The sequence below is a fragment of the Helicobacter pylori genome, from assembly GCF_003637685.1.
Classification (GTDB): Bacteria; Campylobacterota; Campylobacteria; order Campylobacterales; family Helicobacteraceae; genus Helicobacter; species Helicobacter pylori_CJ.
The window spans coordinates 176,895-193,589 of sequence record NZ_MVWW01000001.1 but is presented as its reverse complement, the minus strand read 5'-3'; the positions used below and the strand labels follow the sequence as shown (position 1 = coordinate 193,589).

General features: G+C 39.1%; 16 protein-coding genes, 5 tRNA genes and 2 pseudogenes. 15 read left to right on the top strand and 8 right to left on the bottom strand.

Going from position 1 to position 16,695, the window contains the following annotated elements; all coding sequences use genetic code 11:
* Position 1: 1 nt before the first annotated feature.
* The 5 genes from EAL44_RS00950 to dnaG form a co-directional block, all read right to left on the bottom strand.
* The gene (locus EAL44_RS00950; RefSeq protein ID WP_000584948.1) at positions 2-265 is read right to left on the bottom strand and encodes a hypothetical protein; all 264 of its coding nucleotides are present in this window, start codon (positions 263-265) and stop codon (positions 2-4) included.
* Complete coding sequence (locus EAL44_RS00945) at positions 265-546, bottom strand: TrbC/VirB2 family protein (RefSeq protein WP_001272686.1); 282 nt, start codon at positions 544-546, stop codon at positions 265-267. The genes EAL44_RS00950 and EAL44_RS00945 overlap by 1 nt, the downstream gene beginning before the upstream one ends.
* 145 nt (positions 547-691) lie before the next feature.
* The gene (locus EAL44_RS00940) at positions 692-1,519 is read right to left on the bottom strand and encodes a DUF5718 family protein (protein ID WP_121073711.1); all 828 of its coding nucleotides are present in this window, start codon (positions 1,517-1,519) and stop codon (positions 692-694) included.
* Positions 1,520-1,608: 89 nt separating this feature from the next.
* Entirely contained in the window at positions 1,609-2,661 is a 1,053-nt protein-coding gene (locus EAL44_RS00935; protein ID WP_121073708.1) for an MnmA/TRMU family protein, read from the bottom strand.
* The gene (gene dnaG / locus EAL44_RS00930; RefSeq protein ID WP_121073705.1) at positions 2,658-4,337 is read right to left on the bottom strand and encodes a DNA primase; all 1,680 of its coding nucleotides are present in this window, start codon (positions 4,335-4,337) and stop codon (positions 2,658-2,660) included. Before dnaG ends, EAL44_RS00935 begins: the two co-directional genes overlap by 4 nt.
* Before the next feature lie 277 nt (positions 4,338-4,614).
* Between dnaG and groES the strand changes: the two genes are divergently transcribed.
* The 7 genes from groES to EAL44_RS00890 all read left to right on the top strand — a co-directional run bounded on the left by groES (position 4,615) and on the right by EAL44_RS00890 (position 7,984).
* On the top strand, positions 4,615-4,971 hold the full coding sequence (groES, locus tag EAL44_RS00920; RefSeq protein ID WP_039087060.1) for a co-chaperone GroES: 357 nt from the start codon (positions 4,615-4,617) through the stop codon (positions 4,969-4,971).
* A 24-nt stretch (positions 4,972-4,995) separates the two neighbouring features.
* Positions 4,996-6,636, top strand: a complete 1,641-nt coding sequence (groL, locus tag EAL44_RS00915) for a chaperonin GroEL (RefSeq protein ID WP_001040281.1) — start codon at positions 4,996-4,998, stop codon at positions 6,634-6,636.
* 805 nt (positions 6,637-7,441) lie between these two features.
* Positions 7,442-7,517 (top strand) — tRNA-Lys (locus tag EAL44_RS00910).
* Between the two features lie 12 nt (positions 7,518-7,529).
* Positions 7,530-7,604: transfer RNA gene (locus EAL44_RS00905), tRNA-Glu, on the top strand.
* A gap of 42 nt (positions 7,605-7,646) precedes the next feature.
* Positions 7,647-7,722 (top strand) — tRNA-Val (locus tag EAL44_RS00900).
* A 50-nt stretch (positions 7,723-7,772) separates the two neighbouring features.
* A tRNA-Asp gene (locus EAL44_RS00895) sits at positions 7,773-7,849 on the top strand.
* Positions 7,850-7,908: 59 nt separating this feature from the next.
* A tRNA-Glu gene (locus EAL44_RS00890) sits at positions 7,909-7,984 on the top strand.
* Positions 7,985-7,997: 13 nt separating this feature from the next.
* Here the strand turns inward: EAL44_RS00890 and panC are convergent.
* Together panC and pyrF are read right to left on the bottom strand one after the other, a co-directional pair.
* The gene (panC, locus tag EAL44_RS00885) at positions 7,998-8,828 is read right to left on the bottom strand and encodes a pantoate--beta-alanine ligase (protein ID WP_121073703.1); all 831 of its coding nucleotides are present in this window, start codon (positions 8,826-8,828) and stop codon (positions 7,998-8,000) included.
* Positions 8,829-9,512 (bottom strand): orotidine-5'-phosphate decarboxylase, encoded by a 684-nt coding sequence (gene pyrF / locus EAL44_RS00880; protein ID WP_121053892.1) that lies wholly within the window; start codon positions 9,510-9,512, stop codon positions 8,829-8,831.
* A gap of 121 nt (positions 9,513-9,633) precedes the next feature.
* Here pyrF and EAL44_RS00875 point away from each other — a divergent pair, with 121 nt between their 5' ends.
* The 8 genes and pseudogenes from EAL44_RS00875 to EAL44_RS07920 all read left to right on the top strand — a co-directional run bounded on the left by EAL44_RS00875 (position 9,634) and on the right by EAL44_RS07920 (position 14,942).
* Positions 9,634-10,299: a carbonic anhydrase gene (locus tag EAL44_RS00875; RefSeq protein WP_121073700.1), complete on the top strand. Its 666-nt coding sequence runs from the start codon at positions 9,634-9,636 to the stop codon at positions 10,297-10,299.
* Positions 10,286-11,116 carry a 3-deoxy-8-phosphooctulonate synthase gene (kdsA, locus tag EAL44_RS00870; RefSeq protein WP_120833823.1) on the top strand — a complete coding sequence of 277 codons (831 nt, stop codon included), beginning with the start codon at positions 10,286-10,288 and terminating at the stop codon, positions 11,114-11,116. The genes EAL44_RS00875 and kdsA overlap by 14 nt, the downstream gene beginning before the upstream one ends.
* A gap of 9 nt (positions 11,117-11,125) precedes the next feature.
* Positions 11,126-11,596 (top strand): 6,7-dimethyl-8-ribityllumazine synthase, encoded by a 471-nt coding sequence (gene ribH, locus EAL44_RS00865; RefSeq protein WP_100959879.1) that lies wholly within the window; start codon positions 11,126-11,128, stop codon positions 11,594-11,596.
* 1 nt (position 11,597) lies between these two features.
* Positions 11,598-12,014, top strand: coding sequence for a transcription antitermination factor NusB (gene nusB / locus EAL44_RS00860; RefSeq protein WP_000235739.1), 417 nt, complete (start codon positions 11,598-11,600; stop codon positions 12,012-12,014).
* A 129-nt stretch (positions 12,015-12,143) separates the two neighbouring features.
* Positions 12,144-12,634 (top strand): annotated as a pseudogene (locus EAL44_RS00855) (flagellar biosynthesis protein FlgG).
* 252 nt (positions 12,635-12,886) lie between these two features.
* The gene (locus tag EAL44_RS00850) at positions 12,887-13,648 is read left to right on the top strand and encodes a YaaW family protein (protein ID WP_000323713.1); all 762 of its coding nucleotides are present in this window, start codon (positions 12,887-12,889) and stop codon (positions 13,646-13,648) included.
* Between the two features lie 84 nt (positions 13,649-13,732).
* Positions 13,733-13,873, top strand: coding sequence for a hypothetical protein (locus EAL44_RS07815; protein ID WP_000071328.1), 141 nt, complete (start codon positions 13,733-13,735; stop codon positions 13,871-13,873).
* 348 nt (positions 13,874-14,221) lie between these two features.
* A pseudogene (locus EAL44_RS07920) lies at positions 14,222-14,942 on the top strand (YaaW family protein).
* 195 nt (positions 14,943-15,137) lie between these two features.
* On the opposite strand, the gene flgG reads toward EAL44_RS07920, so the two are convergent.
* The gene (gene flgG, locus EAL44_RS00830) at positions 15,138-15,926 is read right to left on the bottom strand and encodes a flagellar basal-body rod protein FlgG (RefSeq protein WP_000946437.1); all 789 of its coding nucleotides are present in this window, start codon (positions 15,924-15,926) and stop codon (positions 15,138-15,140) included.
* Positions 15,927-16,695: the final 769 nt, after the last annotated feature.

Here is a 16,695-nt window from a genome sequence, read left to right as displayed (position 1 = left end):
CCTACGCTCTATAACATTTGGTTTTAGTCTTTATTTTGCTTTTAGCGATAATAATATCTGCAATGTCTTCATCAAAAAATTCCAGCGCGCTAAAGAGCGCTAAAAACCCTAAATACAATAAAAAAGCGCTCAATAAATCAATCCAAGGGAGCAAGATAAAAGGCGCAAAAACAGAAATCAAATAAGATTTGGCGTTCAGCCATAAAAACTTTTCTTTAACCGAAATTTCACGCAAATTCTTCACGCTCGCTGATAGGATAATCATTAAAAAATTCCCATAAACCAATTCGCCAAACTCGGGGCTTTAAAGAATAAAAAGATCCCAAACACCACGCCAAGGATCGTGAATAAAATCTCTTTCCACCGGTCCAAATTCCTCCACACATAAATGGCGATCCCTATGAAAATCACCATTAAAATCCCCTTAGCGATGGGGCTTTTGAGCTGGGCTTCTAGGGCGTTAAAAAACCCCTCTAATCCTTCAGCGAACAAACTTGAAACGCACATGCCTACTAAAAAAATGATTTTTAAAAAATGAGCGGACATCAAAACCCCTTTGTTTAATTTTAATTAACTTTATAACGCTTTATTATCTCAAAAAAACCATAAAAATCCTCTAAAAGGGGGTCAAAAGGGGTGCATTTGATCTTTGAAAGGGTAAAAAAGCAAAGCTGAAGAGGTAAAAGCCTTACTATTCTACGATTTGATAGACATAAGAAAGATTAGTGTGTTCTTTGGTTTGTAGGGTGTCTTCTTCTAAGAGGCTTTGAATCTTTTCAAAACTATATTGTAAATGGTTGTAAGCAACAATCACCACCTCATCGCCTTTTTGTAAAAAATGCTCTTGCGCAAAAGGCATATAAGGGGTAGCCCCAATCGCAAAAATCATTTTGGTAGGGAAATTATGGCGCTCTAAAAAAGGCCTTAAAGCCTCTAAAGAATCGCCATCTTGTTGGTGGTTTAGTTGGTCTTTGATCCAGTCTAAGAGTTTTTGATAAAAAAATTCGTATTTGAGCAATTTGCTGTTTTCCCCATAAATGTGCCAAACATGATTGTATTTCAAAAAAGACGCGATAGAGAAATTGTTACACACCCCCCCATAAACAAACCTATCAATAGGCAATTTCTGCCCTATACCTTTAGAAGCCGGTGAAAAATTCTTTTTTTGGGAGAGCTTTGTGGCTTCTAAATTACGCACAGAAGCGTCATTAAACGCCATGAAAAAATTAGGTACAAGCTTGGTTACCAAATGTTTTTCATCATACTTAACATCGCATTCTAAAGCGATTTCTGGCTCTGCTTGCACCCTTAAATTTGGATCATTTGGCAAAATAATCTTATGGTTATCAATGCAACAACGCCCCAAATAGCAATTCTCATACGGGATATAAAAAGGGAACAACCCCTTAGGGGCGTCCTTTTCTTCGCTTTTCATGTTAATAAAACTATGACTCTCTCCTGCTTGCTCCAAATGCCCTGCAAAATTCCCCACCACACCAAAACCTAAAAACTCTTGCATGCAAACCTCCTAGCAAATAGCTTAATGATTAGAGCTTTTTCCATTATAGCATAAAAGAAAACCCCTAAAATTCTCAAAAAAACTCCCTTTCAAGCGAACAAATACTCCCTAGCGCTCTCTTTATCCAAAGGGTAAAGCTCGCGTTTTTCATTCCCTATTTGAATGAGATAAGCTTGATTTTTTAAAGTCTTAGCATAGCCTAAAGCGATACGACCGGCCAATTCTTTATCTTCTTGACTCGCATTCTTATCCACCAAACTCAAAGGGCCTTTACAGCCTAGTAATTCAATCTTATCCATTAAGGGGTGTTGAATATCCAACTTATGGTTTTCTTCTTCATTCCTTGCCACCACCAAGCGAGCGTTATGGGGTAAAACAAAATAGCGCCCGATTTTGACAATCACGCTGTCTTCAAACACCATTTCTCTGTATTCTTTCAAATTCTTAATCTTATTACTCACTTGAATATCCGTAAGCAAGCACCCCCCACCTGGTTTTTCATAATATTTCAAGCCGTAATCTTTGATCATTTGCAATTGCCTAGTGCGCCCCCTGCCACTCACATCTAAAAGCTTTTCTCTATCAACAAAACCCTTTTTTTCCATGAAAGTAGGCTCTAAAAGTTTAGCGCTCATGGGCCTTAAGAGCAATTCGTCTAAAAATTGCGGCTTTTTATCGCTTGCTTGCGTTCGGTCTAAAATAGGATCAAAACGAGCCTCTTCGCCCACCTCTCTGACTAATTTCCTCACCTGATTGAGCGCTTCTTTCCTTTGGGATTTAGGGCGTTGCCCTAGCACTTCCCCGCTCAAAACAAAATCCGCATTCAATTCAAGCATTTTATAAAAAGCGTTCCTAAACATATTGGCATGGCAGTCAATGCAAGGGTTGAAATATTTCCCATAGCCGTATTTGGGCTTGAACAACACATCGTTAAAAAACTGCTCTCTAATATCGCACACCAAGAGCTTAGCCCCGATTTGCGCGGTGGCGTTTTCAAAATACTCTCTTTTATCTTTATTCCCCCCAAACCCTATATTGAAGTGTAAGGCGGTTACCTCAATGCCTTGATCAATGAGCAATTTCATGGACAACAAACTATCCAACCCCCCACTAAATAAGGCTAAAGCTTTTATTTTTTTCATATGGCGACTAATTCTCCTTGTTTTAATTTCATAATGGCTTGGCGAGCCTTTTTCAAACAGATCATTTTTTCGCTAAACGGGAGCGAGCTTTTAGGGATTTCCTTGAGTTGCCGCTCAAAATAGCACAAAATCAACAAACGCAATTCCTTTTCAAACCCTCCTTTTTTTAGGGGTAAATCCGCATCTAATAATAACGCAACTAATTTAGGGTCGTCTAATTTTTCTTGACACAAAGCGTCAAATTCTTGTTTTTTATGCAAGAATACCCCACTATGGATATAACCCACCGCTAAATCCAACAAACTTCTGTCTTCTAAAAGATAGCGGATCACTAATTTTTCTAAAAATTCCAAACTGAGCACATTAGAAACATGCACAAACTTTTGAGGGCGATTGGGTTTTTCTGTTTTGGGGTAAAAAGGCTGAAAAGAGACTCGCTCTCTAATCCCTAAAACATGCAAAGGCGCTTGCAAAAGGGTAGCGATTAAGGGCTTGTATTCGCTTTGTAAAAGCAAGGAAAAGTTTTTCAAAAACCCTAACATTTCTTTAAGAGCCTTATCTTTTTCTAAAGGATCGTCTAAAAGATAGGAACCCGCCATGTGCCTTAAAACAAATTCAATAAAAGCCATGGGGCGCGATAGCCAATTTTTTAAGGTTTCAATCTGGTTATTAGCGATCATATCCGCAGGGTCTAGGTTGTTTTCAAACAAAACCACCCCCCCTTTCCTTTGCTCTTTAGCCAACATCAAGCTCGCTTTATAAGCCGCATTCCGCCCTGCTTTATCCCCATCATAGCTTAAAAGGATTTCTGGCTCTCCTTTTTTAAGCAAAGGCAAATGCGATGGCGTTAAAGCTGTCCCAAGCGTGGCTATGGCGTTTTTAAAACCCGCCTGGTGCAATAAAATCACATCCAAATACCCCTCTGTTACAATGACTTGTTTTTGTTTATAGATGTGTTCTTTAGCCAAATGATAGCCATAGAGCAAACTGGATTTATCAAAAAGCTTATTTTGGGGCGAATTGATATACTTGGCCGCTTTTTCTTTTAAGGTGCGCCCTCCAAAACCCACCACTTGAGCGCTAGGGCTATAAATAGGGAACATGATGCGATCCAAAAAGCGCAAATAGGTTTTCTGATCGTTATCGCTCTTGCCTAGCACGCCCAATTCAATCAATTTGCCCCTATTCAAGCCTTTATTTTCAATGCCGTAATCAATTCTATTCGTGCATAAGCCTAATTTAAACGCTTTGATACTCTCCATGCTAAGCCCTCTTTTTTGCAAATAATTCAAAAAAAACGGGGCGTTAAAAAGCTCTTCTTGATACAACGAACTCACCATTTCTAAAAGGTGGTAATCTTCTTTATGATCGTAATAAGCGCCTTTGTCATACTCTAAAGTTATATTGAATCGGTGGGCTAATTTCTCAAGCGCTTCCACAAACGAAAGCTTTTCAAACGCCATCACAAATTTAATGCTATCCCCGCTCGCCCCACACCCAAAGCAATGGTAAAACCCTTTAACTTGATTGACGCTAAAACTCGCGCTCCTTTCTTCATGAAACGGGCAACAAGCCATGTAGCTAGAACCTGACTTCCTCAAATCCACATAAGAGCTGATGACTTCTACAATATCTATCGTTTGCAAAAGGCGATCAATGGAACTTTTAAGAATCATTTTTCTTGCTTTCTTTAATGAGTTTTTTTGGTTTGACTTTCTCAAAAGGGATTATACTCAATAAATAAAATCTTTGTTGATAACGCCCCCTTTTTCTAATCCTTATATTTTTGAACTAATAAAACTTGATACAAATAGACTAATAAATCCTTATACTTATAATCTTATCTTTGTTTTTATGGCTTGACTTATCCCTAAAAATGCGCTATAGTTATGTCGCTTAATAACAATAAGCGCTAAATTTCTATTTTATTTATCAAAACTTAGGAGAACTGAAATGAAGTTTCAACCATTAGGAGAAAGGGTCTTAGTAGAAAGACTTGAAGAAGAGAACAAAACCAGTTCAGGCATCATCATCCCTGATAACGCTAAAGAAAAGCCTTTAATGGGCGTAATCAAAGCCGTTAGCCATAAAATCAGTGAGGGTTGCAAATGCGTTAAAGAAGGCGATGTGATCGCTTTTGGCAAATACAAAGGCGCAGAAATCGTTTTAGACGGCACTGAATACATGGTTCTAGAACTAGAAGACATTCTAGGTATCGTGAGCTCAGGATCTTGCTGTCATGCCAATAGCCATGATCATAAAGATCACAAGCATGCCGAAGCTTGCTGTCATGATCACAAAAAACACTAAAAACATTATTATTAAGGATACAAAATGGCAAAAGAAATTAAATTTTCAGATAGCGCAAGAAACCTTCTATTTGAAGGCGTGAGACAACTTCATGACGCTGTTAAAGTTACCATGGGGCCAAGAGGTAGGAATGTGTTGATCCAAAAAAGCTATGGCGCTCCAAGCATCACCAAAGATGGCGTGAGCGTGGCTAAAGAGATTGAATTAAGTTGCCCGGTGGCTAACATGGGCGCTCAACTCGTTAAAGAAGTAGCGAGCAAAACCGCTGATGCTGCCGGCGATGGCACGACCACAGCGACCGTGCTGGCTTATAGCATTTTTAAAGAAGGGTTGAGGAATATCACGGCTGGGGCTAACCCTATTGAAGTGAAACGAGGCATGGATAAAGCCGCTGAAGCGATCATTAATGAGCTTAAAAAAGCTAGCAAAAAAGTGGGCGGTAAAGAAGAAATCACCCAAGTAGCGACCATTTCTGCCAACTCGGATCACAATATTGGGAAACTCATCGCTGACGCTATGGAAAAAGTGGGTAAAGACGGCGTGATCACCGTTGAAGAAGCTAAGGGCATTGAAGACGAATTAGATGTCGTAGAGGGCATGCAATTTGATAGAGGCTATCTCTCCCCTTATTTTGTAACGAACGCTGAGAAAATGACCGCTCAATTGGATAACGCTTACATCCTTTTAACGGATAAAAAAATCTCTAGCATGAAAGACATCCTCCCGCTATTGGAAAAAACCATGAAAGAGGGCAAACCGCTTTTAATCATCGCTGAAGACATTGAGGGCGAAGCTTTAACGACTCTAGTGGTGAATAAATTAAGAGGCGTGTTGAATATCGCAGCGGTTAAAGCTCCAGGCTTTGGGGACAGAAGAAAAGAAATGCTAAAAGACATCGCTATTTTAACCGGCGGTCAAGTCATTAGCGAAGAATTAGGCTTGAGTCTAGAAAACGCTGAAGTGGAGTTTTTAGGCAAAGCCGGAAGGATTGTGATTGACAAAGACAACACCACGATCGTAGATGGCAAAGGCCATAGCGATGATGTTAAAGACAGAGTCGCGCAAATCAAAACCCAAATTGCAAGCACGACAAGCGATTATGACAAAGAAAAATTGCAAGAAAGGTTGGCTAAACTCTCTGGCGGTGTGGCTGTGATTAAAGTGGGCGCTGCGAGTGAAGTGGAAATGAAAGAGAAAAAAGACCGGGTGGATGATGCGTTAAGCGCGACTAAAGCGGCGGTTGAAGAAGGCATTGTGATTGGCGGCGGTGCGGCTCTTATTCGCGCGGCTCAAAAAGTGCATTTGAATTTACACGATGATGAAAAAGTGGGCTATGAAATCATTATGCGCGCCATTAAAGCCCCACTAGCTCAAATCGCTATCAATGCCGGTTATGATGGCGGTGTGGTCGTGAATGAAGTGCAAAAACACGAAGGGCATTTTGGTTTTAACGCTAGCAATGGCAAGTATGTGGATATGTTTAAAGAAGGCATTATTGACCCCTTAAAAGTAGAAAGGATCGCTTTACAAAATGCGGTTTCGGTTTCAAGCCTGCTTTTAACCACAGAAGCCACCGTGCATGAAATCAAAGAAGAAAAAGCGGCCCCAGCAATGCCTGATATGGGTGGCATGGGCGGAATGGGAGGCATGGGTGGCATGATGTAAGCCCCTTTGCTTTTTAGTATAATCTGCTTTTAAAATCCCCCCTTTTTTTCTAAAACTCTCTCTTTTTGGGGGGTGCTTTTGGTTTGATAAAACCGCTCGTCTTGACAATAAAACACGCAACTTTTCAAATCCATTCAGTATTTTTAATAACAAATAAAATTTTTAACTTGAATGTTCTTTCATTGTTTCAAAAAATTGAGTTAATTTGTTTTAGTGTTTTAAATTTTATTTTAAAACTTATTTTCATTATCCTTATCTGCGATGATTTTTAGCTATTCTAACAGCCCTTGATACCCCAAAATTCAAGCGTTCTTAAAGTGAATTTGAAAAAATCATGAAGGGCTTTTCTCAAAGTGTAATAATGAGAAAAATAGAAATACAAACCAACAAAGACGCTTGGACTTTCCAGCTTTGATAGACAAACACAAACAACACCCCAACAGACAGAGGAATAACGCAACTCTTATCCGCTATGTTTTTAGTTAGCCTTTTTCTTTATCTTAGGTCTGTGTTTAGTGGGCTTTTATTTGCTATAAAATCATAAGGCTCTGTTCTCATTAGGCATTAATTATTAGAGCCTAAAAACGCTAAAAGCATTTTTTAAAACCTTAAAAACTAATACTAACCAACAACAAAAACGCATGGAATCTATTGTGATTCTTATGGCATTAAACGCAACCAAGTTTTAAGCGTAATATTTGTTACCCATGCCGTTTTGAGAGCGTGTCGTTTCTATGAAAACCGCAATATTTTTCAGTTATTCTTGACAAGCGTTAAAAAAAATTGTATCATTATCTTTTTGTGAGACCCGTTAGCTCAGCTGGTAGAGCAATTCCCTTTTAAGGAATGGGCCGTTGGTTCAAATCCAACACGGGTCACCATTTGAGCGTAGTGGCTCCTTCATCTAGTGGTTAGGATACCACCCTTTCACGGTGGTTACAGGGGTTCAAATCCCCTAGGAGTCACCACTCTTTTAATATAGATTTAGTTGGATTTTATCTCAATGTTGTGGTCGCTTAGCTCAGTTGGTAGAGCGCTACCCTTACAAGGTAGATGTCATAAGTTCGAGTCTTATAGCGACCACCATTTTTGACTTAGCTTCAAGCATGCGTTTTTAGGCTATGGGGTTTTGATAGGGAGCGGTAGTTCAGCTGGTTAGAATATCTGCCTGTCACGCAGGGGGTCGCGGGTTCGAGTCCCGTCCGCTCCGCCACCAAACGCTTTTAAAATCATTTCCTACGCTTTTTCATATAATAGTTAATCGTTAAAAATGACCCTTTCATCTAGTGGCCAAGGATACCACCCTTTCACGGTGGAAACGGAAGTTCAAATCTTTCAAGGGTCGCCACAAAAATTCCAAACTACACCCACAAATTATCTAAAAGCCTGGTTTTACCCACACGAGCCGCCACTAAAACTAGCGTGTTAGCCGGCTCTATGGTTTTTAAAGGCTCTAGCTTGTGGTTACAACATTCCAAATAATCCACTTCTAAATTCTTTAAAATTTCAAGCCCTAGTTTTTTCAGTTTTTCGCACGCTTTTTCGCCCTTGTCTATGGCTTGCTGGATATTTTCTAAAGCTTTTGGAATGGCTAGGGCTTGTTTTCTTTCTGTGGTATTCAAATACACATTCCTAGAGCTTAAAGCCAAATGATCGCTATCGCGCACGATCTCGCATGGTGCTATTTCAATGTCCAAAAGCAAATCTTTAACTAAATGCTGGATGATTAAAAGCTGTTGGGCGTCCTTTTTACCAAAATACGCTCTAGTGGGATTGATAAGATGGAACAATTTTAACACGACCTGAACCACCCCATCAAAATGCCCCTTACGCACCGCTCCCTCCAAAGAGTGGGATAAAAATGTAGGGGCGTAGAGTTTTAGGTGTTGCTCTGCTTCATAGGGATACATTTCGTCAATTTTAGGCACAAACACCGCATTAACGCCCAATCTTTCACATAAAGCCAAATCCTTTTCTAAAGGACGCGGGTAAGCGCTAAAATCTTCATTAGCCCCAAATTGCGTGGGATTGACAAAAACGCTTACAATCGTGTGGGGATTTTCTTTCAAACTCCTTTCTATCAAGCTTTGATGCCCTTTGTGTAAAGCCCCCATAGTCGGCACAAACCCCACGCTTTCTTTCAAACTTTTACGATATTCTCTTAAAGCAGCAATCGTTTCTAACACGCGCATTCAACAATCCTTCAAAAGCTCTAAAACCACTTCTCTAGGCTCTTTAGCTTGATAAATGGGGCGGCCCACCACGATAAAATCGCTCAAATTTTGTTTAGCTTCTTTAGCGTTCGCCACTCGTTCTTGATCTTCTTTATCGTTTTTATCCAGCCTTATGCCAGGGGTTAAAGTCAAAAAATCCTTACCTAAAGCCTCTTTAATCGCTAAGCTTTCAAACACCGAACACACCACCCCATCAATCCCGCTCTCTTTGCCCATAGCGCTCAATTTAATCGCTTGAGTTTTTAAAGGGGCGTTATACACCATCAAAAATTCCTCTTCGCTAAAGCTGGTTAAAGCGCTCACGCCCATGATCAAGGGGCGTTTTTTAAGAGCGTTTAAGCGTTGCATTAAAATGGTTAGCGCGCTTTTAGCGCTGCTTAAATGCACGGTGAGCATGTCAATGTCTAATTTTGCGCATTCTAGTGCGGCATTTGCCATAGTATAAGGAATATCATAGAGCTTCAAATCCAAAAAGATCTTAAAATTTTCATCAATCTTTCTGATTTCATCTAAAAAAACAGCCCCGTCTCTTATAAAAGATCTAAGCCCCACCTTAGCCCATAAATCTAAGCCTTTTAATTCTTGTAATAAAGAAAGGTTGTCCTCTTTTTTTTCTAAATCCAATGCGACACATAATTGCATGAAAGCCCTTTAAAGTGTAAAATAACGCCATTATAACAAAAAGAAATGGAAGAATTTTAGCTATGATAAGCGTTTTAAAATGAAAACCAAGTTTAAGAAAATGAGATTTAAGGGTTAAAGAGTGAAAGCGTTTTTAGGAGCGTTAGAGTTTCAAGAGAATGAATATGAAGAGCTTAAAGAGCTTTATGAGAGTTTAAAGACTAAGCAAAAGCCCCACACTTTGTTCATTTCTTGCGTGGATTCACGAGTCGTGCCTAATCTAATCACTGGCACCAAGCCGGGCGAATTGTATGTGATCCGCAACATGGGCAATGTGATCCCCCCTAAAACAAGCTATAAAGAATCCCTTTCTACCATTGCGAGCATTGAATACGCTATTGCGCATGTGGGTATTCAAAATATTATTATTTGCGGGCATAGTAATTGTGGGGCTTGTGGGAGCATTCATTTAATCCATGATGAAACCACCAAAGCTAAAACCCCTTACATTGCAAACTGGATACAATTTTTAGAGCCTATTAAAGAAGAATTAAAAAACCACCCACAATTCAGCAACCATTTCGCCAAGCGTTCATGGCTTACAGAGCGTTTGAACGTGCGCTTGCAACTCAACAACCTCTTAAGCTATGATTTTATCCAAGAAAGAGTGATGGATAACGAATTAAAAATTTTTGGTTGGCACTATATCATAGAAACAGGCAGGATTTATAATTATAATTTTGAAAGCCATTTTTTTGAGCCGATTGAAGAAACCATTAAACAAAGGATAAGTCATGAAAACTTCTAACACAAAAACCCCTAAATCCGTTTTAATCGCTGGGCCATGCGTCATTGAGAGCTTAGAAAATTTAAGAAGTATCGCCATTAAATTGCAACCCCTAGCCAACAACGAGCGGTTGGATTTTTATTTTAAAGCGAGTTTTGATAAGGCTAACCGCACGAGTTTAGAGAGTTACAGAGGGCCTGGTTTAGAAAAAGGCTTAGAAATGTTGCAAACCATCAAAGATGAATTTGGTTATAAAATCTTAACCGATGTGCATGAGAGCTATCAAGCAAGCGTGGCAGCCAAAGTAGCGGATATTTTACAAATTCCGGCGTTTTTGTGCCGCCAAACGGATCTGATTGTAGAAGTGAGCCAAACTAACGCTATTGTCAATATCAAAAAAGGGCAATTCATGAACCCAAAAGACATGCAATATTCTGTCTTAAAAGCCCTTAAAACAAGGGATAAAAGCATTCAAAGCCCCACTTATGAAACGGCGTTAAAAAATGGCGTGTGGTTGTGTGAAAGGGGGAGCAGCTTTGGGTATGGGAATTTAGTGGTGGATATGCGCTCTTTAAAAATCATGCGAGAGTTTGCCCCTGTGATTTTTGACGCTACCCATAGCGTGCAAATGCCAGGGGGCGCGAACGGGAAAAGTTCAGGAGACAGCTCTTTTGCCCCTATTTTAGCGAGAGCGGCGGCTGCGGTGGGGATTGATGGGTTGTTCGCTGAAACGCATGTTGATCCTAAAAACGCCCTAAGCGATGGGGCGAACATGCTCAAACCTGACGAGCTAGAACACTTAGTAACCGACATGTTAAAAATTCAAAATTTATTTTAAAGGAATTTCATGCGAATCATAGAAGGGAAATTGCAATTACAAGGGAATGAAAAAATCGCTATTTTAACATCGCGCTTCAATCATATCATCACAGACAGATTAAAAGAAGGGGCGATGGATTGCTTTAAAAGGCATGGAGGCGATGAGGATCTTTTAGATCTCGTGCTGGTGCCTGGGGCTTATGAATTGCCTTTGATTTTAGACAAATTGTTAGAGAGCGAAAAATACGATGGCGTGTGCGTTTTAGGAGCCATTATTAGAGGGGGAACTCCGCATTTTGACTATGTGAGCGCGGAAGCGACTAAGGGTATTGCCAGCGCGATGCTAAAATACAGCATGCCGGTAAGCTTTGGCGTGCTTACCACAGACAATATTGAACAAGCGATTGAAAGAGCGGGCAGTAAAGCCGGCAATAAGGGCTTTGAGGCGATGAGCACCCTCATTGAATTGTTGAGCTTGTGCCAAACTCTCAAGGGTTAAAATGGCGACACGAACTCAAGCCAGGGGGGCTGTGGTTGAATTGTTGTATGCGTTTGAGAGCGGTAATGAAGAAATTAAAAAAATCGCTTCCAGCATGTTAGAAGAAAAAAAGATCAAAAACAACCAGTTGGCTTTTGCCTTAAGCCTTTTTAATGGCGTGTTAGAAAAAATCAATGAGATTGACGCCCTCATTGAACCGCATTTAAAAGATTGGGATTTCAAGCGATTAGGGAGCATGGAAAAGGCGATTTTACGCTTAGGAGCGTATGAAATTGGCTTCACGCCCACACAAAACCCCATCATCATCAATGAATGCATAGAGCTTGGCAAACTCTATGCTGAGCCTAACACCCCTAAATTTTTAAACGCTATCTTGGATTCTTTGAGCAAAAAGCTCGCTCAAAAACCCTTGAATTAAGGGCGTTTTATGCCTAAATTAAAAAATGATGCACTAATCACTAATCACTAATCACTAATCACTAATCACTAAGAGAGGGGTTTGGTAGGATTTGAGTGAGCGGTAGAAGTAAAATTAAAGGAGCAAGTTGTGATTTATACATTAGCTGTATTTTTTCCATGGGTAGCTTTTTTCTTGAGAGATAGGATTTTTTCGGCTGTATTCAGCTTTATTCTTTGGATCATTTTTGGTTATAATATTTTTGCTTTTGTTTTTTCAGGAGGTGGAGTTTTCGGTATTTCTTTGATTTTAGAGTCATTTTTTTTGTGGGTAATACTGACTGTTTGGTGCTGTTTAGTCATGCATGGGGATCAAAGACGAAAGGAAATGGAACAACTTATTAATGCTATTGAAACAAACTCCGGTAAATCTTTGCACCAAGAAACACACCAAGCAAATAAAACCAATGGAACTCTAGCTAATGTTTTTATCATTGGTCTAGGTGTTTTAGCTGTTTTTTATGACATGAAAGGGAAACACCATTCAAGCAATAACCCAAAAAGCGGTGTTGAAAAACTTAAAAACCCTAGCCACAAGAATTAAAGAATGGCAACAACCGCTCCAAATCGCTTAACCCCTAATAACCCTGAATAAAAGGGCAAAAAGTAAAGGTTAGAAAAAATGGGGATAAAAATCCCCCTTTAATGTTTAAAAGAATTGATGCCTTAAAGCAATCTTAAGAGCGTTGGGTTTTTGAGCTTAAGCCTTTTTAGAATATTAAGTGTAGTTTTAGACAAATGATATTAAAATCAGTAATCACTTTAGAAAAACAGCGATGGAGCGTGAAAAGTCGTTTGTTTTTAATAAGTGATAAAACAATATAAAGGAATAATATGGCATACAAATATGATAGAGATTTGGAATTTTTAAAGCAATTGGAATCTAGTGATTTATTGGATTTGTTCGAGGTGCTTGTTTTTGGTAAAGACGGCGAAAAAAGACACAATGAAAAACTCACAAGCTCCCTAGAATACAAAAGGCATGGCGATGATTACGCTAAATACGCAGAAAGAATCGCTGAAGAGTTGCAATACTATGGGAGCAATAGTTTTGCGAGTTTCATTAAAGGCGAAGGAGTCTTATACAAAGAGATTCTATGCGATGTGTGCGATAAATTAAAGGTCAATTACAACAAGAAAACTGAAACGACTTTAATTGAACAAAACATGCTTTCTAAAATCTTAGAAAGAAGTTTAGAGGAAATGGATGATGAAGAAGTGAAAGAAATGTGCGATGAATTGTCCATAAAAAACACTGACAATTTAAACAGACAAGCCTTAAGTGCGGCGACTTTAACGCTGTTTAAAATGGGAGGCTTTAAATCTTATCAATTAGCGGTCATTGTTGCGAATGCTGTCGCAAAAACCATTCTAGGGCGTGGTTTATCGCTTGCGGGCAATCAAGTGCTTACAAGAACTCTGAGCTTTTTAACAGGTCCTGTTGGCTGGATCATTACAGGCGTATGGACAGCGATTGATATTGCAGGGCCGGCTTATAGGGTAACCATACCGGCATGCATTGTGGTCGCCACTTTACGCCTAAAAACACAGCAAGCCAGTGAAGATAAGAAGTCGTTGCAAATAGAATCCATTTAAGCTTTTTTTTAGGGAAAAGGGTATAGAATGGAGACCTAGATGCGAAAACGCATCTAGTTTTTATTTTAATTTAAGGGAGACAAGATGAGTAACAGTTGCAGTAATCAAAACCACAATCAAAAAGGTGATGCTAAAAATCAAAACAACGAAAGTTGTCAAAAAAATAGCCAAAACCAGGCTAATCAATGCAACGCTAACCACGAACATAAAAACGATAAAAAGTAAGGGTTAGAGAGTTAAAGGAGGGGGTTTCTTGTGCCAAAAATCAAAATAGCGTTTCATTAAATTATACCTAAAGAAAAATCAATAGTTTCCTACTTTCAAATCAAATTTATCGTATCCAAAATGATAAGCGTATCAAAACATTTTAACTATTATCATCATTCTCTGATTGCAAAATCAATAAAACCCATTAGCATTTGTAGCGCAATATTCATGCGCAGTTAGCGGGTGTGTTTAAGCCTTTTAGGCGTTAAACATGATTTTAAAAAATGATGCACTAATCACTAATCACTAAAAGAGGGGGTTGGTGGGATTTGAAGCGAGCGGTAGGAATAAAATTAAAGGGATTGCATGGCATACAGGCGTGATGAAGACTTGGCATTTTTAAATCACTTAAGCTCTAATGATTTGAAAGATTTGTTTGATGTGATTGTTTATGACAAAGATGGCGAAAAAAGATTTACTGAAGGATTAACGCTTTCAGAAGAATACAAAAGACATGGCAATGATTACGCTAAATACGCAGAAAGAATCGCTGAAGAATTGCAGCATTATGGGGATAATAGCTTTGCGAGTGCGTTGAGAGATACAGGGTTTTATACAGAGAAATTTTGTGTGAAGTGTGAAATAAATTAAAAGTCAATTACAACAAAAAATCTGACACAACTTTGATTGAAGAAAACATGCTTTCTAGCATTTTACAAAAAAGTTTGGAAAAAATGAGCGATGAGGAGATTAGAGAGCTTTGCGATGAATTAGGAGTGAAAAACACCAATAAATTAGGCAAGCAAGCCCTAAGCACAGCTGCTTTAACGCTGTTTAGAATGGGGGCTTCAAATCCTATCAATTAGCTTTAATTGTTGCAAACGCCGTGATAAAGGCGATTTTTCAAAGAGAGTTGTCTCTAGGGGCAAATGCCGCTCTTACAAGAGGGCTAAGCATTTTAACAGGCCCTGTTGGCTGGATCATTACAGGCGTATGGACAGCGATTGATATTGCAGGGCCGGCTTATAGGATAACCGTGCCTGCATGCATTGTGGTCGCCACTTTACGCAAAAAATTGAAAGCATAACAAGCAGAACGAGAAGCGGATGAAACCAATAAAACATGGTATCTGGTTATTGTTTTTTGTATTCTCATTGGTCTAGCTGTTTTGGCTGTTTTTTACATGAAAGGAAAACACCAATCAAGCAATGACCCAAAAAGCGGTGTTGAAAAACTTAAAAACCCTAGCCACAAGAATTAAAGAATAACGACACCGCTCCAATTAGCGTTTGAGGGAATTGACGGTTTGGAGCATGGCGTCAGCGGTTTGAATACTTTTAGAATTGGCTTCATAGGCCCTTTGAGCGGTGATTAGATCCGTCATTTCTTCTACCAATCTCACATTACTAAGCTCCAAAAAGCCTTGCCTTAATTTGCCTAAGCCTTGAGAATCCGGATTGCCCACAATCGCATCGCCGCTAGCGTTGGTGATGGAAAACAAATTATCCCCCATAGAATGAAGCCCCGCTGGGTTGACAAAATTAGCCAAAGTGATTTGCCCGATCACATTAGAAGTCGTTTGCAAGCCTTGAGTCACGCTCACCGTGCCATCCACACCGATGTTTACTTGCGTGGTGTCTTCAGGCAAAGTGATTTGAGGGATGAGGAGATAGCCCTCGCTTGTTACAAGATTGCCCTGCTCGTCTAGCTTGAAATTCCCGCTTCTTGTATAAGCGGTAGTGCCATCAGGTAGCTGGACTTGAAAAAAGCCTTTACCCGTAATGGCGACATCTAAATTGTTTTCCGTTTCTTTAGGGCTGCCTTGCGAAAACATTTTAGTGATCGCGCTAGGGCGCACGCCTAAGCCCACTTCCATGCCATCTGGCGATAAAGTCGTGTTGCTTGTGTTGGTGCCGGCGTATTGCATCGCTTGGTAAAACAAATCGTTAAAATCCGCACGAGATTTTTTAAACCCGGTGGTATTGACATTAGCGATATTGTTTGAAGTGGTGTCAATATGCGTTTGTTGGGCAAGCATCCCTGAAGTGGCGCTATAGAGAGAGCGGAGCATTTTTTCCCTTTAAACTAAAACTTAATAACCTGGGATTATAACAAAAATAAGATTAAATTTGACTAAACTTGAAACGCTTTTTTAATAAAAAGGTTTAAAAAAGATTTAAACCTAGTCTCATGCAGAAATCTTATAAACGCCTTTAGCGTTTGAAATGAATGCGTTAGCATTTTTAAATGCTATAAAAACCTTGTTAATAGAATTAACTCTGCTCTTCTCAGTGTCTTGTAATTATGCTTTTTACAAGTAAATACACCAAAATTCAGCTTAAGCTTAAAATAAGGAATTTATAAAAATTCTATTTTATGCTTAATATCTTAATTTTAATGGGACTAGACTAAATAATATATTTTACATGATACAATTCAAAACATGTGCTCCTTAATAGATGTTTGAAACCATTAACCACCAACCTAATGGTTTGAAGAATAATGCATGCTAAGAAACACACTAAAATCCAAACAAGAAAAGAGTAAGCACGAAGCTAATCATGACAGGTTAATGGTGCTCGTAACACCACTACACTAAATACAGATCCTTAAGAGTCACCAACTCTCAAGGATCTTGTAAACCCCTTTTTTCTGTGACAAAACTATAATACAATAATCATTAAATTTAGCTTAAATGATAGCGGTTTTTTATAAAATTGTAGATTTAATCCGTATTTAATCTAATAATCTGCCCATAATAAAACAATTCTCGTCAAGCGTTTCAAGGCTTTTTGCTTACTCGTTAATTCAGTTTTAATGCGCTTTTATTCAAATTTAAT